24 protein-coding genes are annotated in these 22,515 nt (G+C 60.6%); 19 read left to right on the top strand and 5 right to left on the bottom strand.

Translation table 11 applies throughout. The annotated features are described in order from the left end of the window. Positions 1–31: 31 nt before the first annotated feature. From ACMXYI_RS09860 to ACMXYI_RS09780, 17 genes are all read left to right on the top strand, one after another. Complete coding sequence (locus tag ACMXYI_RS09860) at positions 32–1,411, top strand: PepSY-associated TM helix domain-containing protein (RefSeq protein ID WP_415773072.1); 1,380 nt, start codon at positions 32–34, stop codon at positions 1,409–1,411. Positions 1,412–1,491: 80 nt separating this feature from the next. Next, entirely contained in the window at positions 1,492–2,280 is a 789-nt protein-coding gene (locus ACMXYI_RS09855) for an ABC transporter ATP-binding protein (protein ID WP_415773071.1), read from the top strand. Continuing rightward, on the top strand, positions 2,277–3,224 hold the full coding sequence (locus ACMXYI_RS09850; RefSeq protein WP_415773070.1) for an ABC transporter substrate-binding protein: 948 nt from the start codon (positions 2,277–2,279) through the stop codon (positions 3,222–3,224). The genes ACMXYI_RS09855 and ACMXYI_RS09850 overlap by 4 nt, the downstream gene beginning before the upstream one ends. Beyond that, on the top strand, positions 3,221–4,231 hold the full coding sequence (locus ACMXYI_RS09845; RefSeq protein WP_415773069.1) for a FecCD family ABC transporter permease: 1,011 nt from the start codon (positions 3,221–3,223) through the stop codon (positions 4,229–4,231). The genes ACMXYI_RS09850 and ACMXYI_RS09845 overlap by 4 nt, the downstream gene beginning before the upstream one ends. Before the next feature lie 44 nt (positions 4,232–4,275). Further along, the gene (locus ACMXYI_RS09840; protein ID WP_415773068.1) at positions 4,276–4,575 is read left to right on the top strand and encodes a hypothetical protein; all 300 of its coding nucleotides are present in this window, start codon (positions 4,276–4,278) and stop codon (positions 4,573–4,575) included. Positions 4,576–4,798: 223 nt separating this feature from the next. Next, the gene (gene urtA, locus ACMXYI_RS09835; RefSeq protein ID WP_415773067.1) at positions 4,799–6,064 is read left to right on the top strand and encodes an urea ABC transporter substrate-binding protein; all 1,266 of its coding nucleotides are present in this window, start codon (positions 4,799–4,801) and stop codon (positions 6,062–6,064) included. A gap of 142 nt (positions 6,065–6,206) precedes the next feature. Further along, positions 6,207–7,709: an urea ABC transporter permease subunit UrtB gene (gene urtB, locus ACMXYI_RS09830; RefSeq protein WP_415773066.1), complete on the top strand. Its 1,503-nt coding sequence runs from the start codon at positions 6,207–6,209 to the stop codon at positions 7,707–7,709. Next, positions 7,709–8,788: an urea ABC transporter permease subunit UrtC gene (urtC, locus tag ACMXYI_RS09825; RefSeq protein WP_415773065.1), complete on the top strand. Its 1,080-nt coding sequence runs from the start codon at positions 7,709–7,711 to the stop codon at positions 8,786–8,788. Before urtB ends, urtC begins: the two co-directional genes overlap by 1 nt. Further along, positions 8,785–9,657, top strand: coding sequence for an urea ABC transporter ATP-binding protein UrtD (gene urtD / locus ACMXYI_RS09820; RefSeq protein WP_095127349.1), 873 nt, complete (start codon positions 8,785–8,787; stop codon positions 9,655–9,657). Before urtC ends, urtD begins: the two co-directional genes overlap by 4 nt. Positions 9,658–9,676: 19 nt before the next feature. Continuing rightward, entirely contained in the window at positions 9,677–10,375 is a 699-nt protein-coding gene (gene urtE, locus ACMXYI_RS09815) for an urea ABC transporter ATP-binding subunit UrtE (RefSeq protein WP_123358638.1), read from the top strand. Positions 10,376–10,405: 30 nt separating this feature from the next. Continuing rightward, a complete protein-coding gene (locus ACMXYI_RS09810) occupies positions 10,406–11,245 on the top strand; it encodes an urease accessory protein UreD (RefSeq protein WP_415773064.1) in 840 nt (279 codons plus the stop codon). A 45-nt stretch (positions 11,246–11,290) separates the two neighbouring features. After that, the gene (gene ureA, locus ACMXYI_RS09805; RefSeq protein ID WP_007907366.1) at positions 11,291–11,593 is read left to right on the top strand and encodes an urease subunit gamma; all 303 of its coding nucleotides are present in this window, start codon (positions 11,291–11,293) and stop codon (positions 11,591–11,593) included. A 9-nt stretch (positions 11,594–11,602) separates the two neighbouring features. Continuing rightward, positions 11,603–12,136: a GNAT family N-acetyltransferase gene (locus ACMXYI_RS09800; protein WP_415773063.1), complete on the top strand. Its 534-nt coding sequence runs from the start codon at positions 11,603–11,605 to the stop codon at positions 12,134–12,136. A 6-nt stretch (positions 12,137–12,142) separates the two neighbouring features. Beyond that, positions 12,143–12,676, top strand: a complete 534-nt coding sequence (locus ACMXYI_RS09795; protein WP_415773062.1) for a GNAT family N-acetyltransferase — start codon at positions 12,143–12,145, stop codon at positions 12,674–12,676. Continuing rightward, positions 12,676–12,984, top strand: coding sequence for an urease subunit beta (locus tag ACMXYI_RS09790; RefSeq protein ID WP_253416985.1), 309 nt, complete (start codon positions 12,676–12,678; stop codon positions 12,982–12,984). The genes ACMXYI_RS09795 and ACMXYI_RS09790 overlap by 1 nt, the downstream gene beginning before the upstream one ends. A 175-nt stretch (positions 12,985–13,159) precedes the next feature. Continuing rightward, positions 13,160–14,860 (top strand): urease subunit alpha, encoded by a 1,701-nt coding sequence (gene ureC, locus ACMXYI_RS09785; RefSeq protein ID WP_109627749.1) that lies wholly within the window; start codon positions 13,160–13,162, stop codon positions 14,858–14,860. 139 nt (positions 14,861–14,999) lie between these two features. After that, entirely contained in the window at positions 15,000–16,127 is a 1,128-nt protein-coding gene (locus tag ACMXYI_RS09780; RefSeq protein ID WP_415773061.1) for a sensor histidine kinase, read from the top strand. Between the two features lie 6 nt (positions 16,128–16,133). Here the strand turns inward: ACMXYI_RS09780 and ACMXYI_RS09775 are convergent, their stop codons facing one another. Then, positions 16,134–16,439, bottom strand: coding sequence for a chaperone modulator CbpM (locus ACMXYI_RS09775; protein WP_415773060.1), 306 nt, complete (start codon positions 16,437–16,439; stop codon positions 16,134–16,136). A gap of 23 nt (positions 16,440–16,462) precedes the next feature. Next, positions 16,463–17,410 (bottom strand): DnaJ C-terminal domain-containing protein, encoded by a 948-nt coding sequence (locus ACMXYI_RS09770; protein ID WP_415773059.1) that lies wholly within the window; start codon positions 17,408–17,410, stop codon positions 16,463–16,465. Positions 17,411–17,707: 297 nt separating this feature from the next. On the opposite strand from ACMXYI_RS09770, the gene ACMXYI_RS09765 reads away from it, so the two are divergent. Then, positions 17,708–18,982 (top strand): Hsp70 family protein, encoded by a 1,275-nt coding sequence (locus ACMXYI_RS09765; protein ID WP_415773058.1) that lies wholly within the window; start codon positions 17,708–17,710, stop codon positions 18,980–18,982. Between the two features lie 116 nt (positions 18,983–19,098). On the opposite strand, the gene ACMXYI_RS09760 is transcribed toward ACMXYI_RS09765, so the two are convergent. From ACMXYI_RS09760 to ACMXYI_RS09750, 3 genes are all read right to left on the bottom strand, one after another. Then, positions 19,099–20,112 (bottom strand): AI-2E family transporter, encoded by a 1,014-nt coding sequence (locus tag ACMXYI_RS09760; RefSeq protein WP_149630185.1) that lies wholly within the window; start codon positions 20,110–20,112, stop codon positions 19,099–19,101. Positions 20,113–20,355: 243 nt separating this feature from the next. Then, entirely contained in the window at positions 20,356–20,661 is a 306-nt protein-coding gene (locus tag ACMXYI_RS09755; protein ID WP_150656601.1) for a PsiF family protein, read from the bottom strand. Between the two features lie 64 nt (positions 20,662–20,725). Further along, complete coding sequence (locus ACMXYI_RS09750) at positions 20,726–21,520, bottom strand: AraC family transcriptional regulator (RefSeq protein WP_415773057.1); 795 nt, start codon at positions 21,518–21,520, stop codon at positions 20,726–20,728. 96 nt (positions 21,521–21,616) lie between these two features. On the opposite strand from ACMXYI_RS09750, the gene ACMXYI_RS09745 reads away from it, so the two are divergent. Then, a complete protein-coding gene (locus ACMXYI_RS09745; protein WP_415773056.1) occupies positions 21,617–22,504 on the top strand; it encodes a DMT family transporter in 888 nt (295 codons plus the stop codon). Positions 22,505–22,515: the final 11 nt, after the last annotated feature.

The following is a 22,515-nucleotide window of genomic DNA, read 5'->3' as shown; positions in this document are numbered from 1 at the left end:
AATAATTGATTCGCCCAGCGGAGCACAACCGATGAAACAGCCCAAAGTGAATTTCTACAACCTGGCCTGGCGTTGGCATTTCTATGCCGGTCTGTTCGTCGCGCCTTTCATGGTGATGCTGGCCCTGACCGGCATCATTTACCTGTTCAAGCCGCAACTCGATCCGCTGATGTACGGCAGCCTGCTGAACGTCCCGGCCGGGCATCACAGAGTCCCGGCCGATGACCTGCTCAAGCGGGTGAAAGAGGCTTACCCACAAGCCACGATCAAGCAGTATCTGCCACCGGTCAACGCCGAGCGCAGCGCGCAATTTGTCGTGATCAATGGCGGTAACGAGCTCAACGTATTCGTCGATCCCTACCACGGCGATGTCCTCGGCGAGCAAGACGCCAAAAAGAATCTGCAAGCCGTTGCGCGAGCGATTCATGGCGAATTGATGATCGGCACCGTTGGTGATCGACTGATCGAACTGGCCGCCGGTTGGGCCGTGGTGTTGGTGGTCTCCGGCGTCTTTCTGTGGTGGCCGCGTGGCCAGGCAGCGGGCATCCTGTGGCCGCGCTTGAGCAGTCGCGGTCGCGTGCTTTGGCGTGACCTGCACGCGGTGACCGGGTTCTGGGGCGCGTCGTTGCTGCTGGTGATGCTGCTCAGCGGCATGACCTGGACCGGGTTCTGGGGCAAGCAATACGCCGAAGTGTGGAATGTCTTTCCGGCAGCGATGTGGGATGACGTGCCCAAATCCGATGTGGAGGCCCGCAGCCTCAACACAGCTACCCGCCAGACCGTGCCTTGGGCGATGGAAAACACACCGATGCCGATGTCCGGCGACCATGCCGAACACATGGCCCACGGTGGCGCGCAAGCTGGCCCCGCCGCACCGACCATCAGCTTGCAGGACGTGCAGAACATCGCTGCGCAACGCCAGGTCGAACCGGGCTACAGCATCACCTTGCCGACCACGGCGACTGGCGTGTTCACCATCGCGGTGTTCGCCGACGACCCGCGCAACGACGCCACGCTGCATGTGGATCAGTACACCGGCGACGTCCTCGCCGACGTGCGCTACGAGCAATACGGCACCGTCGCCCGCGCGACGGAAATCGGCGTGATGCTGCACGAAGGCAAGATGTTCGGTGTGTTCAATCAGATCATCGTGCTGCTGATCTGCCTGATGATTCTGCTCAGCGCCGTCAGCGGCGTGGTGATCTGGTGGAAGCGCCGCCCACAAGGAAAATTCGGTGTTCCGCCGCTGCGCCACGACCTGCCGAAATGGAAAACTGCGATGGTCATCATGTTTGCATTGGCGGTGGCGTTTCCGTTGGTGGGCGCTTCGCTGGTGGTGGTTTGGCTGCTCGATCGGGTGCTGCTGTCGCGCTTGAGTGGCCAATCTGAATCCGCCTCATCTTCATCCTGAATACAGCGAGATGCCTGTTGCAGCGCGGTTGACCTTACAATGTCGGCCCGCTGCAACTACCCCCGCACTTCGAGCACGCAATGACCTCGCTGAACCTCACAAACCTCGCCTGGACACCCCTGGGCCATGGCCATTGCCATCACCAGTTCCAACTGCGCGATGCAACCTTGCACGTGTCCCCCGGTGAGTTCGTCGGTCTGATCGGCCCCAACGGCAGCGGCAAAACCAGCCTGCTGCGCTGTGCCTGGCGTTTCAGCAAACCCGAGCGCGGCGAGGTCAAGCTCGACCACCACAACGTCTGGAAGCAATCCTCACGCTGGTCCGCGCAACGCATCGCCGTGGTCCTACAGGAGTTCCCCGACGCCTTCGGCCTGACCGTTTTTGAGGTGGTCGCCATGGGTCGTACGCCGCACAAAGGTCTGTTCGACGGCGACACCCTCGAAGACCGAAACCTCGCCACCCGGGCCCTGGAATCGGTCGGACTGAAAGGCTTCGAGGATCATGCCTTCGCCACCCTCTCCGGCGGTGAAAAACAGCGCGTGATCCTCGCTCGCGCCCTGTCTCAGCAACCGCAAATGCTGATCCTCGACGAGCCGACCAATCACCTCGATCCGCGCTATCAGCTCGAACTGCTGCAACTGGTCAAACGCCTGAAGATCGGTACCCTGGCGAGCATTCACGACCTGAACCTGGCGGCTGCTTTCTGTGATCGGCTGTACGTGATCAATCACGGGCGCATCGTCGCCAGCGGCACACCCAAAGAAGTCCTGACCGCCCCACTGCTGCGCGACGTGTTCGGCGTCGAAGCGCTGATCGATGAACATCCCTTGCACGGCTACCCACGAATCACCTGGATAACCCAACCATGACTTTGCGCTCCCTGCTTTGCGCCGCTCTGTTGCTGGGCAATGCCCAAGCATTTGCCGAGGCCACTCACTACCCGTTGACCGTGCAGAGCTGCAACCGCGAGGTGACCTTCAAGCAAGCGCCGAAACACGCGGTCAGCCACGACATCAACATGACCCAGATGATGCTCGCCCTCGGCCTGAAACCCAGCATGGCCGGGTATAGCGGTGTGACTGGCTGGAAGTCGGTCACGCCCCAGATGCAGACCATCCTCGATGGCTTGCCAGAGCTGGCGGCCAAGTACCCGTCGGTGGAAACCCTACTCAACGCCAACGTTGATTTCTTCTTCGCCGGTTGGGATTACGGCATGCGCGTGGGCGGTGACCTGACGCCGCAAACGTTGCAGCCGCTGGGCATCAATGTCTACGAGCTGACCGAGTCCTGCGCGTTCGTGATGAAGCGCCCGCCGGCCAGTCTGGAAGACACCTACAACGACCTGCGCAACCTCGGCAAAATCTTTGACGTGCAGGATCGCGCCAACGCCTTGATCGCCCGGATGCAGGCGCAAGTCGCCGAAGTGCGCAAGGATCTGCCGGCAGACAAACCTCGCGTGTTCCTCTATGACAGCGGTGAAGACCGCGCCATGACCTCCGGCCGTCTCGGTATGCCGCAAGCGCTGATCGATGCCGCTGGCGGGCGCAATATTCTCGACGACGTCGAAGCGAGTTGGACCCGGGTCAACTGGGAGAACGTGGTCGAGCGCAATCCGCAGGTGATCGTCATCGTCGACTACGGCGAAGTCACCGCCGAACAGAAAGAGCAATTCCTGCTCAACAACAAGGCGCTGCAATCGGTGGATGCGATCAAGCATCAGCGCTTCATCGTGATTCCGTATGTGCAGGCCACGCCGGGTATTGACAACGTGCTGGCGGTTGAAACCCTGGCCAAGGGTTTCCACGGCGAATGATCAATCGTCGCTACGCCTTGTTGCTGGTTGCCCTCGGCGTGTTGTTGCTGGTGTCGTGCGTGGTGTCGCTGGGCTTCGGTCCGGCGCGGGTGCCGGTGGACGTGGTGTGGCGGATTCTGTTGCACAAGATTTTCGGTTTCGGCGTGCCGGACTGGGCCGCCGGGCAGGAACATATCGTCTGGCTGATTCGTGTGCCGCGCATGCTGTTGGGTGCGTTGGTCGGCGCTGGGCTCGCGCTGATCGGTGCAGTGTTGCAAGCGGTGACGCGCAACCCGCTGGCCGATCCGCACCTGCTTGGAGTCACCTCCGGCGCGACCCTCGGTGCCGTGATCGTGGTGCTGCACGTCGGTGAAATCGTCGGCCTGCTGACCTTGCCGATCGCGGCGTTTATCGGCGCGTTGCTGAGCATGCTGATCGTGCTGATGATCGCCAACCGCAACGGGCGGCTGGACAGTGATCGGCTGCTGTTGTGCGGCGTGGCGGTGTCCTTCGTGATGATGGCGATCGCCAATCTGCTGCTGTTTCTCGGCGATCACCGCGCGAGTTCCGCAGTGATGTTCTGGATGCTCGGCGGGCTTGGGTTGGCACGTTGGGAATTGCTGGCGGTGCCGGCGGCCAGCGTGTTGCTCGGGTTGGTGCTGTTGCTGGGCATGGCTCGGCCACTGAATGCGTTGATGACGGGCGAGCAGACGGCCGTGACCCTCGGGCTCAACGCTCGTACCGTGCGGTTGCGGGTGTTTTTGATTGCCTCGTTGATGACTGGGGTGCTGGTGTCGATCAGCGGATCCATCGGATTTGTCGGGCTGATGGTGCCGCACATTGCGCGGCGTTTGGTCGGGGCGGAGCATCGGCGATTGCTGCCGGTGTGCGTGTTGCTCGGCAGTGTGTTTCTGGTGTGGGTCGATGTCGCCGCGCGCACCTTGATTGCCCCGGAAGACTTGCCGATCGGCGTCGCCACCGCCGCCATCGGTGGCTTGTTTTTCATCGGACTGATGCGACGCCGTTGATCGTTGCTTAGACTGCGCACATCACCATTCTCAGGATGAGCCCCATGTTGAAAGCTGTTTTTGTGTTCCTGTTGCTGCTCGGTTCCTTCTCCGCCTCGGCCGACACCACCGTCGATGTCTCAAGAATTTACGGCAAGATCAAATTCGTCGACAGCTTCCCTGACTACAAGGTGAAGGTGGTGAGTTCGTTCCCCGATCTGAAGGTGAAGAAAGTCGACGCCTTTCCAGATTCAGCCGGCAAGTGGAAAACAGTCGATAGCTTCCCCGATTACAAGATTCAGATCGTCGACGCCTTCCCCGATTTCACTATCGAGTACGTCGACGCCTTCCCGGGCGTTAACTGAATCCCCCGCATCACCGCTGCCGCCAAGCGGCAGCACCACAATGACGCACACCGCCGCACCACCGCCCCGCCCTCGTCCCTTCATGGTGCACCGCTCAAACCGCGCAAACGCTCTAACACGACATTTTCCTGCCTTTTCCCGACCAGGCACAGCCCTTGCTAAAGACCCTTCAGTAGTCCGCATCTGCCACCAAGAAAACTCATAAGTTCATGGAGATCGCACAATGAAGCGTCGCAGCTTGATCAAGGCTTTCACACTATCGGCATCGATTGCCGCGATGGGCATGACCTGGAGCATCCAGGCCGCCGAGACCATCAAGGTCGGTATTCTGCATTCGTTGTCCGGCACCATGGCGATCTCCGAAACGTCGCTCAAAGACATGGCGCTGATGACCATCGACGAGATCAACGCCAAGGGCGGCGTGAACGGCAAAATGCTGGAACCGGTGGTCGTCGACCCGGCGTCGAACTGGCCGCTGTTCGCGGAAAAAGGTCGTCAGTTGCTGACCCAGGACAAAGTGGCGGTGGTGTTCGGTTGCTGGACGTCGGTGTCGCGCAAGTCGGTGTTGCCGGTGTTCGAGGAGCTTAACGGCCTGCTGTTCTACCCGGTGCAATACGAAGGCGAAGAGATGTCGCCGAACGTGTTCTACACCGGCGCCGCGCCGAACCAGCAAGCGATTCCCGCCGTTGAATACCTGATGAGCGAAGAAGGCGGCAGCGCCAAGCGCTACTTCCTGCTCGGCACCGACTACGTCTACCCGCGCACCACCAACAAGATCCTGCGCTCGTTCCTGCACTCCAAAGGTGTGGCGGACAAGGACATCGAAGAGGTCTACACCCCGTTCGGTCATAGCGATTACCAAACCATCGTGGCCAACATCAAAAAATTCTCGGCCGGTGGCAAGACAGCGGTCATCTCCACCGTCAATGGCGACTCCAACGTGCCGTTCTATAAAGAGCTGGCTAACCAGGGTTTGAAAGCCACCGACGTTCCGGTCGTGGCGTTCTCGGTCGGCGAAGAAGAACTGCGCGGCATCGACACCAAACCGCTGGTGGGCAACCTCGCAGCGTGGAATTACTTCGAATCGGTCGAGAATCCGGCGAACAAGAAATTCGTCGCCGACTGGAAAGCCTACGCCAAGAAACACAACCTGCCGGGCGCCGACAAAGCAGTGACCAACGACCCGATGGAAGCCACGTACGTGGGCATTCACATGTGGGCGCAAGCGGCTGAGAAGGCCAAGTCCACTGACGTCGACAAAGTCCGCGAAGCCTTGGCCGGGCAGACTTTTTCGGCGCCGTCCGGTTACACGCTGACCATGGACAAGACCAACCACCACCTGCACAAGCCAGTGATGATCGGCGAGATTCAGGCGGACGGTCAGTTCAACGTGGTGTGGCAGACCGAAGGGCCGATCCGTGCTCAGCCGTGGAGCCCGTTTATTCCGGGCAACGACAAGAAGCCGGAGTATGCGGTGAAGAGCAACTAAGCCACTCCGCACAACCGATCGTTCCCACGCTCAGCGTGGGAATGCAGCCAGGGACGCTCCGCGTCCCAAAAGCGGACGCGGAGCGTCCGGTGAGGCATTCCCACGCGGAGCGTGGGAACGATCAATACGCAAGGCCAATGACATGCCAACTGCCCTTTACCGTCTCATCCTCGCCATTGCACTCTTACTGCCAATGGCCACCCATGCCGGCGACGCCGAAGACTTCGTCGCGGCCAATCCCGTGCAGCAAGCCAAGCTTCTGGAAGCCTGGGCCGCGCAGCCCGATCCGGCGCGTATCGAGCTGATCAACGCCCTGCAACAAGGCGAGTTGACCGTCGACGGCCAACCGAAAACCTTGCGCCTGAACAACCGCCTGCGGGGTCTGATCGACACCGCTCTGGCCAGCCACCAATTGCTCGCCACCGACGCCAAAACCCGTCTGGCCGCCGCGCAGCAATTGCAGAAAAGCGCCAAACCGGCGCAGTTGAAATTCCTCGACCAGCAACTGGCTGGCGAAAAAGATGAAAGCGTTCACGCGGCTTTGAGCCTGGCGCTGGCCAACCTGCAACTGGTGGACACCGACCCGGCCGTGCGCCTTGCCGCTGTTCGCCTGCTCGGCGAAACCGGCGACCCACTGGCTCGCACCCGCCTCGAAAGCCTGCTGCAACCCGGTGTCGAAGCCGACGCCAATGTGCGTACCGCTGCCGAAACCAGCCTCGCTCAAGTCAAACGCAAACTGCTGATCGGCGAGGTCCTCGGACAGGCCTTTAGCGGTATGTCACTCGGTTCGATCCTGTTGCTCGCGGCCCTCGGTCTGGCGATCACCTTCGGTCTGCTCGGGGTCATCAACATGGCTCACGGCGAGATGCTGATGCTCGGCGCGTACTCGACGTACGTGGTGCAGCTGATGTTCCAGCGCTTCGCCCCGCAAGCCATCGAGTACTACCCGCTGATCGCCTTGCCGGTAGCGTTTTTCGTGACCGCCGCTATCGGCATGGCACTGGAACGCACGGTGATTCGCCACCTCTACGGCCGCCCGCTGGAAACCCTGCTCGCCACGTGGGGCATCAGCCTGATGCTGATTCAGCTTGTTCGGTTGGTGTTCGGTGCACAGAACGTTGAAGTGGCCAACCCGGCGTGGCTATCGGGCGGGATTCAAGTGCTGCCCAACCTGGTGCTGCCGTACAACCGCATCGTCATCATCGCCTTCGCACTGTTTGTGGTGGTGCTGACCTGGCTGCTGCTGAACAAGACGCGCCTCGGCTTGAATGTGCGCGCCGTCACCCAGAACCGCAACATGGCGGCCTGCTGCGGCGTACCCACCGGGCGCGTGGACATGCTCGCCTTCGGTCTCGGCTCGGGCATTGCCGGACTCGGTGGCGTAGCCCTCAGCCAGATCGGCAACGTCGGCCCGGACCTCGGCCAAAGCTACATCATCGACTCGTTCCTGGTGGTGGTGCTCGGTGGTGTCGGTCAACTGGCCGGTAGCGTGCTGGCTGCCTTCGGTCTGGGCATCGCCAACAAGATTCTCGAACCGCAGATCGGTGCCGTGCTCGGCAAGATCCTGATCCTCGCGCTGATCATTCTGTTTATCCAGAAACGTCCGCAAGGCCTCTTCGCACTGAAAGGACGGGTGATCGACTGATGAACCAGCCTCTGATGCTCACGGCCACGCAAAAGGCCGGCCCCAAAGTCACGATCGCCGTTGGCGCGGTGATCCTCATTCTGTTGCTGACGTTGCCGCTGCTGTCGTTGTTGTCCCCGGACAGCGTGTTTCACATCTCGGCTTACACGCTGACGTTGGTGGGCAAGATTCTTTGCTATGCGATTGTCGCGCTGGCCCTCGATCTGGTCTGGGGTTACGCCGGTCTGCTGTCCCTCGGCCATGGCTTGTTCTTCGCCCTCGGCGGTTATGCGATGGGCATGTACCTGATGCGCCAGGCGTCGGGTGATGGCTTGCCAGCGTTCATGACCTTTTTGTCGTGGACCGAATTACCGTGGTACTGGACCGGCACCAGCAGTTTCCTCTGGTCGATGTGTCTGGTGGTGTTGGCGCCGGGTTTGCTGGCGCTGGTGTTCGGCTTCTTCGCCTTCCGCTCGCGGATCAAGGGCGTGTATTTCTCGATCATGACCCAGGCCCTGACCTTCGCCGGAATGCTGCTGTTCTTTCGCAACGAAACGGGGTTTGGCGGCAACAACGGCTTCACCAATTTCCGCACCATTCTCGGGTTTGGCATCACCGAACCGGGCACTCGCGCGGTGTTGTTTTTCGCCACGGTGGTGTTGCTGGTGGCAAGCCTGTTCATCGGTTGGCGGCTGGCGCAGAGCAAGTTCGGCCGGGTGTTGACCGCCCTGCGGGATGCGGAAAACCGCCTGATGTTTTGTGGGTATGACCCACGTGGTTTCAAGCTGTTCGTCTGGGTGTTGAGCGCAGTGTTGTGCGGCCTGGCCGGCGCGTTGTACGTGCCGCAAGTCGGGATTATCAACCCGAGTGAAATGTCACCGACCAACTCCATTGAAGCCGCCGTGTGGGTGGCGCTGGGTGGTCGCGGCACGCTGATCGGCCCGTTGCTCGGTGCCGGTGTGGTCAACGGAATGAAGAGCTGGTTCACCGTGGCTTTCCCGGAATACTGGCTGTTCTTCCTCGGTGCGCTGTTCATCGTCGTGACCCTGTACCTGCCCAAAGGCGTGATCGGTCTGCTTAAAAAAAGGGGTGAGCAATGAGAGTGACTGCGACGGCTGAATTCATGCTCGAACCGGCGTTTTTTCCGCCCCTCGAACCGAACAGGGACGCCGGCAGCAGCCGCGACGCCATCGGCCTCGGCCAGCGCGTCGGCCCCGGCCTGAACACTCGCCATGGCACCATCCTGACCCTGGAAGACATCAGCGTCAGCTTCGATGGTTTCAAGGCGCTGAACGATCTGAACCTGTACATCGGTGTCGGCGAACTGCGCTGCATCATCGGCCCCAACGGCGCGGGCAAGACCACGCTGATGGACGTGATCACCGGCAAGACCCGTCCGAGTCACGGCAAGGCCTGGTTCGGTGAAACCCTCGACCTGACGCAGATGAGCGAAGTGCAAATCGCCCAGGCCGGCATCGGTCGCAAGTTCCAGAAGCCGACAGTGTTCGAAGCCTTGAGCGTTTTTGAAAACCTGGAGCTGGCGCAGAAAACCGACAAATCGGTGTGGGCCAGCCTGCGGGCTCGCCTGAGTGGCGAACAGAAAGATCGCATCAGCGAAGTGCTGGAGACCATTCGCCTGACCACGTCGGTCAATCGTCCGGCGGGTTTGTTGTCCCACGGTCAGAAGCAGTTTCTGGAGATCGGCATGTTGCTGATGCAGGACCCGCAACTGCTGCTGCTCGACGAGCCGGTAGCGGGCATGACCGACGCCGAAACCGAATTCACCGCCGAGCTGTTCAAGAGCCTCGCGGGCAAGCATTCGCTGATGGTGGTGGAACACGACATGGGTTTTGTCGGCTCCATTGCCGACCACGTCACCGTGTTGCACCAGGGCAGCGTGCTGGCCGAAGGGTCGCTGGAACAGGTGCAGGAAAACGAGCGCGTCATCGAGGTGTACCTCGGTCGCTAGCTTTCAGGAGAATTTGAACATGCTGCAAGTCGACAAGCTGCACCAGTATTACGGCGGTAGCCACATCCTGCGCGGCCTGACGTTTGAGGTGAAGGTCGGCGAAGTCACCTGCCTGCTCGGGCGCAACGGTGTGGGCAAGACCACCTTGCTCAAGTGCCTCATGGGTTTGCTGCCGGCCAAAGAAGGCGCGGTGAACTGGGAAGGCAAACCGATTACCACGTTCAAGCCACACCAGCGGGTTCACGCCGGGATCGCTTACGTGCCTCAGGGTCGGGAAATTTTCGGCCGGCTGACCGTGGAGGAAAACCTGTTGATGGGCCTGTCGCGATTTCCCGGTGCTGAAGCCAAGGAAGTCCCGGCGTTCATCTACGAACTGTTTCCGGTGCTGCTGCAGATGAAGCAACGGCGCGGCGGCGACTTGTCCGGTGGTCAGCAGCAGCAATTGGCGATCGGCCGCGCATTGGCCAGCCGTCCACGCCTGCTGATTCTCGACGAGCCCACCGAAGGCATCCAGCCATCGGTTATCAAGGAAATCGGCGCAGTGATCAAGAAGCTTGCGGCCCGTGGTGATATGGCGATTTTGCTGGTGGAGCAGTTCTACGATTTCGCCGCCGAACTGGCCGATCAGTACCTGGTGATGTCCCGGGGCGAAATCGTGCAACAGGGTCGCGGAGAAAATATGGAGGCCGAGGGTGTTCGCGGTCTGGTTACGATCTAATCTGTAGCGCCCTAACGATAATTAGACATCATGAATTTACCTGTTCCCACTGCCGTGTTTACCCCCAGTTGGCGCGCCGAGCTGGAACTCGGCTACGCCCGATTCGGCGACAGTACGCGCCCGGTTCAGCGCCGCCACAAAGGCCCGCTGCGGGTGCAGAAGCATCTGTATGCCGAAGGGCCGGAAGTTTGCCAGCACATCATCGTGCACCCGCCGGGCGGGATTGCCGGCGGTGATCGGCTGGACATCTCGGCCAGTGTCGGGCGCGATGCCTGGGCGCAAATCACCAGCCCCGGCGCGGCCAAGTGGTATCGCGCAGCGGGGCCCGCCTATCAGAAGCTCGACTTGAAAGTAGCCGCCGGCGCGACACTGGAATGGCTGCCACAAGAGACGATTATCTTCAGCGCCGCCCAGGCTGAACTCAGCACTTCGATTGATCTGGAAGGCGATGCGCGGGTGTTTTATTGGGACGTGGTGGCGCTGGGTCGCCCGGCCAGTGGCGAGCGCTTCGACCGCGGGCATTTTCAGGCGCAGCTGGACATCCGCCGCGACGGCCAGTTGCTCTGGCATGAACGCCAGCGCATTGTCGGGGGTGATGGTTTGCTTGATTCGCCGATTGGCCTGGATGGGCAACCGGTGTTTGCGACGCTGTTGGTGACCGGGGACATCGATAGCGACTTACTGGAGCGTTGCCGTTCGCTGCCCCATGACGTGCGCGGAGATCTGACCCAGTTGCCGGGGCTGTTAGTCGCTCGTTGCCTGGCCAGTGAAGCGCTGCTGGCGCGCGGTTGGCTGATTGATTTGTGGCGATTATTGCGCCCGGCACTATTAGGCCGTGAAGCCGTCCCGCCGCGAATATGGGCCACCTGAACCAAGACATTAGATTTTCATTCTGCCAACAATGGATTCCAAACGATGGACCTGACCCCACGCGAAAAAGACAAGCTGTTGATCTTCACCGCCGGCCTCGTGGCCGAGCGGCGTTTGGCGCGCGGCGTGAAACTCAACTACCCGGAAGCCATGGCTTACATTTCCGCAGCGCTGCTCGAAGGCGCGCGTGACGGCCAGACCGTGGCCGAGCTGATGCATTTCGGCACCACCCTGCTCAGCCGCGAACAAGTGATGGAAGGCATCCCGGAAATGATCCCGGAGATCCAGGTCGAAGCGACCTTTCCCGACGGCACCAAACTGGTCACCGTTCACCAACCGATCGCCTGAGGCCGCGCCATGACTTACCACATCCGCGATGCAGCGCATGCCGACTTGCCGGCGATCCGCGACATCTACAACGACGCCGTGCTCAACACCACGGCCATCTGGAACGAACAGGCCGTGGATTTGGGTAACCGCCAGGCCTGGTTCAGCGCCCGCCAATCCCAGGGCTACCCGATTCTGGTGATCGTCGACGGCGACAACACTGTGCTGGGCTACGCTTCATTCGGTGACTGGCGGCCGTTCGACGGGTTCCGCCACACCGTCGAGCACTCGGTTTACGTGCGCAGCGACCAGCGTGGCAATGGTCTCGGCCCGCAATTGATGACCGTGTTGATCGAGCGCGCCAAAGACTGCGACAAACATGTGATGGTCGCCGCCATCGAAAGCGGTAACGCCGCTTCTATTCGCCTGCATGAACGAGCCGGTTTCGTGACGACCGGCCAGATGCCCCAGGTGGGCACCAAGTTCGGTCGCTGGCTGGACCTGACCTTCATGCAACTGACCCTCAATCCTGGCGCGGAACCGCCGACCGCCAACAAGGAGTAATTTGCCATGAACGCCGCCCAACTGCGCCGCGTCAATGTTGAAAGCTTTGCGCACTATCGTCAGGGTTTGATTGATCTGCTGCTCGACGCCGTCGGCTATGGCGCCAGCGTCGGGTTCATGGCCAATCTTGACGCCACCCAGGCCCGAGCCTATTTCGATGATGTCCAGGAGAACCTGAACAAGGGCAACGTGCTGCTGTGGGTGGTGGTCAAGGACGAGCAAGTGCAGGCCAGCGTGCAACTGACCCTGTGCCAGAAAGCCAATGGCCTGAACCGCGCCGAAGTGCAAAAACTGCTGGTACGCGAACATGCGCGTCGCCGGGGTCTGGGGCAGCAGTTGATGAGTGCGCTGGAAACGGCCGCTCTCCAGCACAAGCGCGGCATGCTCTACCTCGACACCGAAGCCGGCTCCCCTGCCGAAGACTTCTACAAGGCCCTGGGTTACACCCGCGCCGGCGAAATCCCCGACTATGCCTGCGACCCGATCGGTCGTTACAAACCGACCGCGCTCTACTACAAGATTCTCCAAGGAGCCCATTGATGATTCCCGGTGAATACCAGATCCAGCCCGGCGACATCGAACTTAACGTTGGCCGTCGCACCCTCAGCCTGAAAGTGGCCAACAGCGGCGACCGCCCGATCCAGGTCGGCTCGCATTACCACTTCTTCGAAACCAACGATGCGCTGACGTTCGACCGCGCCGCCAGCCGCGGCATGCGCCTGAACATCCCCGCCGGCACCGCCGTGCGCTTCGAACCGGGACAGAGCCGCGAGGTCGAGTTGGTAGACCTGGCCGGGCATCGCCGGGTGTTCGGGTTTGCCGGGCGGATCATGGGTGAACTCGACTGATATCTGCGGTGCACCCAAAAAGATCGCAGCCTCGCTTCGCTCGACAGCTCCTACAGGGGCCGAGGACAACCGAAATTTTATGCGAACTCCTCTGTAGGAGCTGTCGAGCGGAGCGAGGCTGCGATAGCGAGCTACGCGAGCGGTCTCAAAATCAATTGAATCCCAAGGCAAGCGCATGAAAATCTCGAGACAAGCCTACGCCGACATGTTCGGTCCCACCGTCGGTGACAAGGTCCGTCTGGCCGACACTGAACTGTGGATCGAAGTAGAAAAGGACTTCACCACCTACGGTGAAGAAGTGAAATTCGGCGGCGGTAAAGTCATCCGCGACGGCCAGGGCCAAAGCCAATTACTCGCCGCAGAGGTCGTCGACACCCTGATCACCAACGCGCTGATCATCGACCACTGGGGCATCGTCAAGGCCGATGTCGGCCTCAAGGACGGGCGCATCGCCGCCATCGGCAAGGCCGGCAATCCGGATATCCAGCCGAACGTGACCATCGCAGTCGGCGCCAGCACCGAAGTCATCGCCGGTGAAGGCATGATCCTCACCGCGGGTGGCATCGACACGCACATCCATTTCATCTGCCCGCAGCAGATCGAAGAAGCATTGATGAGCGGCGTCACCACCATGATCGGCGGCGGCACCGGCCCGGCCACCGGCACCAACGCAACCACCTGCACGTCCGGGCCGTGGCACTTGGCGCGCATGCTCCAGGCCGCCGATGCGTTCCCGATGAACATTGGCTTCACCGGCAAGGGCAACGCCAGCCTGCCGGAGCCGTTGATCGAGCAGGTCAAGGCTGGCGCCATCGGCCTGAAGTTGCACGAAGACTGGGGCACCACGCCGGCGAGCATCGACAACTGCCTCAACGTCGCCGACCAGTACGACGTACAAGTGGCGATCCACACCGACACGCTCAACGAATCGGGCTTCGTCGAAACCACCCTCGCCGCCTTCAAGGGCCGCACCATCCACACCTATCACACCGAAGGCGCCGGTGGCGGTCACGCGCCGGACATCATCAAGGCCTGCGGGTTTGCCAACGTGCTGCCGAGTTCCACCAACCCGACCCGGCCGTTCACCCGTAATACCATCGACGAACACCTCGACATGCTGATGGTCTGCCATCACCTGGACCCAAGCATTGCCGAAGACGTAGCGTTCGCCGAAAGCCGCATCCGCCGTGAAACCATCGCCGCCGAAGACATCCTCCACGACCTCGGCGCGTTCTCGATGATCAGCTCCGACAGCCAGGCCATGGGCCGCGTTGGAGAAGTCATCACCCGCACCTGGCAAACCGCCGACAAGATGAAAAAGCAGCGCGGCCCATTGCCCGGTGATGGCGAAGGCAACGACAACTTCCGCGCCAAACGCTACATCGCCAAGTACACCATCAACCCGGCGATCACCCACGGCATCAGCCATGAAGTGGGCTCAGTCGAAGTGGGTAAATGGGCCGATCTGGTGCTCTGGCGCCCGGCGTTTTTCGGGGTCAAACCGACGCTGATTCTCAAGGGCGGCGCCATCGCGGCCAGCCTGATGGGCGATGCCAACGCGTCGATCCCGACACCGCAACCGGTGCATTACCGCCCGATGTTTGCCAGCTACGGGGGTTCGCTGCATGCCACCAGCCTGACCTTTATCAGCCAGGCGGCGCAGGAGGCCGGGCTTCCAGAAGCCCTGGGTTTGAAGAAGAAAATCGCTGTGGTCAAAGGTTGCCGCGAGGTGCAGAAAACCGACCTGATACACAACGATTACCTGCCGAACATCGACGTCGATCCGCAGACTTATCAGGTCAAGGCCGATGGCGTGCTGTTGTGGTGTGAACCGGCGGATGTGTTGCCGATGGCCCAGCGGTATTTCCTGTTCTGAATCCGCAAGGCCCGACTTCAAGCGGCACCAGCCCTGAGGTCGGGCTCGTCCGGGCACGTACGTCATCCGGAATATTCGCTAGAGTCAGATAGGGGGCTTAAGATGCGCCACCCGCCCTTTGCGCTTCAGGTAAATGCCCATGCGCCTCAGTGATTTCATCGTCCAGCACGTTGACCGTATCGTCGATGAATGGGAACAGTTCGCCAAAACGATCACCCCGGCAGCCGAAAACATGGACCGCGCGGCCTTGCGCGACCATGCCAAGGCGATTCTGCTGGCGGCAGCGCGGGACATGACCAAGCCCCAGACCGCCAGCGAACAGCTGGCAAAAGCCAAGGGTGAAGGTCCGGAGAAAACCCCGAGTCTGGACAAAGCCAGCGCCAGCCACGGCGAGCTACGGCATACCGTGGGCTTCGACCTGGTGCAGATGACCAGCGAATTCCGCCACCTGCGGGCTTGTGTGATTCGTCTGTGGGTCAACAGCCTGGACTCGCCGGACCTGGCGTACTTCCAGGACATGATCCGTTTCAACGAAGCGATCGATGAAGCCCTCGCCGAATCGACGGCGGCTTATGCCGAGCAGGTCAATCGCTCACGAGATATTTTCCTGGCAATCCTCGGCCACGATCTGCGCGCGCCGCTGCAAGCGATCAGCATGTCCACAGAGTTGCTGCTGCGCAAAGCGCCGCTCGAAGGCGATGCGCTGACCTGCGCGATCCATATCAAGCGCGGCGCACGGCACATGGCGGTGATGGTCAGCGATTTACTGGAGCTTGTGCGCAGTCGCCTGGGCAAGAGCCTGCCAATCGAACCGGCGCCCATGGACCTGGCCGATGCGGCGCACGCTGCGATTGCCGAAGCGTGCGCCGGCAACCCGGAATGCGATCTGACGGTGAACGTGCAGGGTGACACCCGCGGTGTGTGGGATGCCGGGCGGCTTGACCAACTGCTGCAGAACCTGATCGGCAATGCGTTGCAACATGGTTTGAACAAGCGTGACGTGACAGTCACCCTCAGCGGCGAACCCGACACGGTTCGCCTCACGGTGCATAACTACGGAGCGCCGATTCCCGAGGACGCTATCGGCACGATCTTCGATCCACTGGTGCGCAGCGCCGACGAAGAACTGGGCCAGCCATCCACCAGCCTCGGTTTGGGCCTGTTTATCGTCAAGGAAGTGGTCAACGCCCATTCCGGGACGATCGAGGTCAGCTCGAACGAGGCTGATGGCACGCTGTTTACCGTGGTGCTACCGCGCCAGGCGTGATGGACCTTATTCGATCACCAACCGAGCCAACCGCTGCTTGAGCATGCGGTTCTCGGCCCGCAGTTGCTGGACCTCTTCCAGCAGGTCCAGCGCCAGGGCGACGCCTTCCCATTCCAGCTCCAGATCGTGCCGCAGCTTGGCGGCACGTTTGGCCAGCGCCAACTCATAATCGTTGAAACGCCAATCCTTGGGCTGGTTACCCTGAGGTTCGAGGATGCCGTGCTCGACGATCTCGATCACGTAGACGTCCGACAGGTCGGTCGCCTCACAGAATTCTGCCATGTCCAGTTGAACGATCAGGGGGTTGCTCATGATGGGCTACTCCGTCTCTTGGATCAGAAGTTTTCTCTGGGGTTGAAAGCCGCTTTTTTCGCCAGTTCCTGCCACAACGCCTTGACCTCGTCGTCCGAGGCTTTAGGCATGACGGCCTTGAGTTGTACAAACAGATAACCACGATGACCGGCCTTGTTCAGCAAACCGTGGCCCTTGGCGCGCATGCGCTGGCCATTCTGACTGCCGGCCGGAATCTTGAGGTTGATCTTGCCTGTCAGTGTAGGCACTGCCACCTCAGTACCTAATGCCAACTCCCAGGGGGCCAGCGGCAAGGTAATGATCAGGTTCTCGCCTTCGACGTCGAACTTGGGGTGCGGCGCAAAGCGAATGATCAGGAACAAGTCGCCATTGGCCCCGCCACCAGTGCCCGGTGCACCCTGGCCCTTGAGGCGGATGCGCTCGCCGTCAGCCACGCCGGCCGGGATCTTCACGTTCAGGCTTTTGCTGGTGTTGCTGACATGCTGGCCGGCAGCGTTGTACTGCGGCACCTGGAAGGTGACCTTCTTCGATTCGTTCGAGAGGGTTTCTTCCAGAAAAATCCCAAGTTCCATTTCCACGTCTTGCCCTCGACGCCCGGCGCTGCGGCCCGACTGTCCACCACCAAAACCAGGGCCACGGTTGCCGAAAATCGAACTGAAGAAGTCCGAAAAATCGCCTGTGTCCTGACCACCGCCGAAACCGCCTGCGCCACGCCCCTGCCAACCCGGCGGGCCCTGGAACGGTTGGCCGTGCTGGCCGTATTTGCGCAAGTCGTCGTATTCGGCGCGCTTGTCGGCGCTTTTCAGCGCTTCATAGGCTTCCGAGGCGTCTTTGAATTTGGACTCGGCGTCCTTTTCCTTGCTGACGTCCGGGTGATACTTGCGCGCCAGCTTGCGATAGGCGGCCTTGATCGTCTTATCGTCCGCGGTCGGTTCCACACCGAGAATCTTGTAATAGTCTTTGAAGTCCATCTAAGGATCACCATCCGTTATCGATATCGCGCCACCACCGGCAGCATGCGCTTATTGGCAGCCGCGAGGTTGACCGATCTCAAGGTTGTGACCGGGTAGCGCATCAGAAGTTTATCGGCAGCGGAGGACGGTTCTTGCGACCGTCCGATGGCTGCCAGGCCCAATGCAGACAAGTTTGGGGCATCTGTCCGTCTTATCAAGGCGCTAATCGCTGAGATTTAGCGGATAGTCGGCCTTCGAATCTGCGCCGCACTGACATACACTGCGCGGCCGTTTTTTAACCGGAACTCGAAAGACATGAAAAACGCATCTCCAGCCCGTGCCTGTGGTATCGACTTCGGCACGTCCAACTCCACCGTCGGCTGGCTGCGCCCCGGCATGGAAACGCTGATCGCGCTGGAGGACGACAAGATCACCCTGCCTTCGGTGGTCTTCTTCAACATGGAAGAACGCCGCCCGGTGTACGGCCGCCTCGCGCTGCACGAGTACCTGGAAGGTTATGAAGGCCGGTTGATGCGCTCGCTCAAGAGCCTGCTGGGCTCCAAGCTGATCAAACACGACACCAGCGTCCTCGGCACGGCGATGCCGTTCAAGGATTTGCTTGGGTTGTTTATCGGCCAACTGAAGAAGCGCGCCGAAACCGCCGCCGGTCGCGAGTTCGAGGAAGTGGTGCTCGGTCGTCCGGTGTTCTTCGTCGATGACGATGAATTGGCCGACCAGGAAGCTGAAAACACCTTGGTCGATGTGGCACGCGCCATCGGCTTCAAGGACGTTTCGTTCCAGTACGAACCGATTGCGGCGGCCTTCGACTATGAGTCGACCATTGAAAAAGAAGAGCTGGTACTGATCGTCGACATCGGCGGTGGTACGTCAGACTTCTCGCTGGTGCGCCTGTCCCCTGAACGCCGTACCCACGACAACCGTCACGATGACATCCTCGCCACCGGCGGCGTACACATCGGCGGGACCGATTTCGACAAGCAGCTGAGCCTGCAAGGCCTGATGCCGCTGTTCGGCTACGGTAGCCGGATGAAGAGCGGCGCTTACATGCCGACCAGCCACCACATGAACCTGGCGACCTGGCACACCATCAACTCGGTGTACTCGCAGAAGTCGACCCTGGCGCTGGGCAGCATGCGTTACGACATCGAAGACACGGGCGGCATCGATCGCCTGTTCAAGCTGATCGACCAGCGCGCCGGCCACTGGCTGGCCATGGAAGTGGAAGAAACCAAGATCCAGCTGACCCACGCCGACAGCCGCCATGTGCCGCTGGATCGCATCGAACCGGGTTTGAGTGTGGAGTTGAGCCGGGCACTGTTCGAATCGGCCATCGACAACTTGCTGGAGCGCGTGCGCAACAGCGTGACCCAACTGCTGAACGACGCCAATGTGCGGGTCGATCAGGTGGATACGGTGTTTTTCACCGGGGGTTCGAGCGGGATTCCGGCACTGCGCAACAGCGTCTCGGCGATGTTGCCTAACGCGCAGCATGTGGAAGGGAACATCTTCGGCAGTATCGGCAGTGGCTTGGCGATTGAAGCGATGAAGCGCTACGGCAACATGGACTGATCCAAAACCAGGGCGCCCCCATCGCGAGCAAGCCACGCTCCCACAGGGTCATGCGCTGCCTTTGTGGGAGCGGGCTTGCCCGCGATAGCGTCAGATCAGGCACTGCATGCCTTGGATCAAACCATCCCCACCTGCTTCAACTCACTCTTCAGGTACGCGTAATAAATCGGCCCCGCCACCACCCCCGGCAGGCCGAACGCGGCCTCGAACACCAGCATCGCCAGCAGCAACTCCCACGACTTGGCACTGATCTGCCCGCCAACGATGCGCGCGTTGAGAAAGTATTCGAGCTTGTGGATAAAAATCAGGTACCCCAGCGCCGCCACGGCCACCCAGATCGACAGCGACAGACCGACGATGGTGATCAGGGTGTTCGACATCAGGTTGCCGATCACCGGCAGCAGGCCGAGCAGGAACGTCAGTACGATCAGGGTTTTGGTCAGTGGCAGCTTGATCCCGAACATCGGCAGGACCACCGCCAGGAAAATCCCGGTGAAGAAGGTGTTGAGCAGGGAAATCTTGATCTGGGCGAACACGATGTTGCGAAACGCCTGGACCAGCAGGTGCAAGCGGTCGAACAGCGCGGCGGCCAATGGTTTGCGCTTGGTCACGTCCGGCACGCGCTGCAAGGCAATGATCGCCCCCAGCACCATGCCGATCAGCAGCGTCACAAACATGTGCGCCGCGTCCTTGCCCACCAGCTGCAAGTCGCTGAGGTGCTTGCTCACCCACTCGCCAATCGCCACGCGGAACTCGGCAGCGCTGGCAGGCAGATAGGCGTCGATGAACGGCGGCAGTTGCCCGCGCGCCCGATCAACCACACCCATGAATTTGTCGAGAGAAGCGCCGGGGTTTTCCGCTTCATGCAGCAGAAAGCTGAAGGCACCGGCAAAGATCAGCGTCAACACACTGACCACTAGCGTTCCCAACAACGCCACCGCCAGCCAGCGCGCACGCCGACCTTCGATCAGGCGCTGCAATTGCGGGGTGAGCATGTTGACCAGTTCGAACACCAGCAGCCCGGCCAGCAGACTGGGCAGCAACCGCAGCGGTATCACCAGCAACAAACCGCCGAAAATGATGACCCAACTGATTAGCAGCAAAACGTGACGCTGAGAAAACGTTGGCATACAGCCTCAAAACGAACGGCGTAAAAGGATTGGCAGTCTGCCAGCGTTCCGATGCCAGCACTAGGGATTGTGTAGGTCGACCTTAGTGGGATTTTCAGCGTCCTTTCAGGCCTCATCGCGGGCAAGCCCGCTCCCACACGGTATCTGTGCTTAACAAAAAATGTGCTGACATCCGAAATCCCTGTGGGAGCGGGCTTGCCCGCGATGAGGCCCTGACAGCCCCCACATATCCCGGTCCAATGTTTATTTTTTCTTCAGGCAATCGCTCATGAAGGTTTTGCGCGCATCGCCCTTGAGCGCTTGAGTGGCGGCATCGGCGTTGCAGGTTTTCATTTTTTCTTGCTGAGGCGTCAGGGGTTTGGCGGCATCGGCGGCGGGTGCAGCTTTGAGGCAATTGCTCATGAAGGCTTTACGTTCGTCTCCCTTGAGGGTTTTCGCGGTAGCGTCAGCATTGCAGGTGGTCATCTTGTTCTGTTGCTCGGTGGCGGCGAAGCCCTGGGCGCAGAGCAGCAAACCGATCATCAACAAAGGGACACGCAACATCTTCATGGAGTTTTCTCCTTGTTGCCGCACCGACGAGCACGGCCTCGCTCTGGAGTGTAGACAACACCTGTTACACCTTCCTGGCCTCAAGGTGACTGCGTCGATACTGTTCCGGCGTGCACTCCGCCTGGCGTTGAAACATCGCGATAAACGCTGAACCGGTGCTGTAGCCCATGTCGAAGGCGATCTCCTGAATGCTGCGATGGCTATCCAGCGCTTCGATCGCCGCCAGAAACCGCAACCGCTGCCGCCACTCACCAAAACTCATGCCCAACTCACGCACGAACCGCCGCGCCAGGGTGCGTTCGCTGACATGGATCTGCGCGGCCCACTCCGCCAAGGGCCGGTTATCACCCGGCTCGGCCTGCAAGGCTTCGAGTATCCCGAGCAAGCCGGGGCTGCTGGCGTAGGGCAGATAACACTCGTGGATGGGCGCCTGTTGCAGCTGATCCACCAACACCTGAGCGAGACGTTTGTCAGCGTCGTGTTCGGGAATCTTCACATCGCGTGCGGCAAAGTCTTTGAGGATCGCTTTGAGGATGTCGCTGATGGCCAGGGTGCAGGCCTGTTGCGGCAGGTCGTGGCACATCGGCGGAGCCAGGCAGACCGCGCGATAGTTGATTGGCTGATGGCTGTAGAAGCTGTGCTCGGTCTGCGGCGGCACCCACACCGCATATTGCGGCGGTGACATGAAGCGGCTGCCACCGATATCCATGTGCAATACGCCGTGGGCCGAATACTCCAGCGTGCCCCACGGATGACGGTGCGCCGAGGCATAACGATGCGCATCAAAATCGGCATACCGGAAGTACACCGGGGCAGGCAGTTCGCTGAAGTCGAGCAGGTCGATGTGTTTACCGTTCATGCTGTCCGTCATCAGGGGCAGGTTGTCTGGATCGAAGTATAGGCTTGTATCCAGACAGGCGATAATCACCCCTCATTAACGTTCTGGTTTTTCCCCATGCAATACGCTTATCCCCTGTTGGCCATTTTCATCTGGGCCGGCAACACCGTGATCACCAAAATGTCGGCCGGGGCGATCTTTCCCGCCGAGATCGGTTTTTACCGCTGGCTGCTTGCCGGACTGCTGTTCACACCCTTTATGCTCAAACCGGTGATCGCCCATTGGCCAGCGATCCGCCCGAACCTGGGCAAGATCTTTGTGCTCGGCGTGCTCGGCATGGCTGTTTACCAAAGCCTGGCGTACTTCGCCGCGAGCCTGACCTCGGCCACCAACATGGGGATCATCCTGTCGCTGATGCCGTTGATGTCACTGGCCATGGCGATCATTAGCCTGGGCCAGCGCCTGACCATCGGAGCCCTGGCCGGTGCGGTGCTGTCGTTCGCGGGGGTTTTGGTGGTCGTCTCATCCGGCAGCCTTGGTGCGCTGCTCCAACACGGGGTGAACCTGGGTGACGCGATGATGCTGATCGCCACCCTGGCCTACGCGATCTACAGCACGCTGCTGAAAAAGTGGCAGCTGCGTTTACCGCCGCTGGTGTTGCTGTACTTGCAGGTATGGGTGGCGGTAGTGGTGTTGTTTCCGCTGTTCCTCGCGTCACCGAAGATCGGCCCGACGCTGCAGAACATTCCGCTGGTGCTTTACGCCTGCCTGCTGGCCTCGATGGTTGCGCCATTGGCGTGGATGCAGGCCGTGGTGCGCCTGGGTCCGAGCCGGACCACGCTGTTTTTCAATCTGCTGCCGCTGATTACTGCGCTGATTGCGGCGGTGGTGCTGCATGAACAGTTGGCGATGTATCACCTGGTGGGTGGGATGTTGACGTTGGGTGGGGTGATTTTGTCGGAGCGCTGGACCACGGTGTTCGGCCGTAAGGTCAGGGTTGCCTGACCCGACGCCAT

Source organism: Pseudomonas lyxosi (assembly GCF_047758685.1).
Lineage (GTDB): Bacteria > Pseudomonadota > Gammaproteobacteria > Pseudomonadales > Pseudomonadaceae > Aquipseudomonas > Aquipseudomonas lyxosi.
This window is presented reverse-complemented; position numbering and strand designations above follow the sequence as displayed.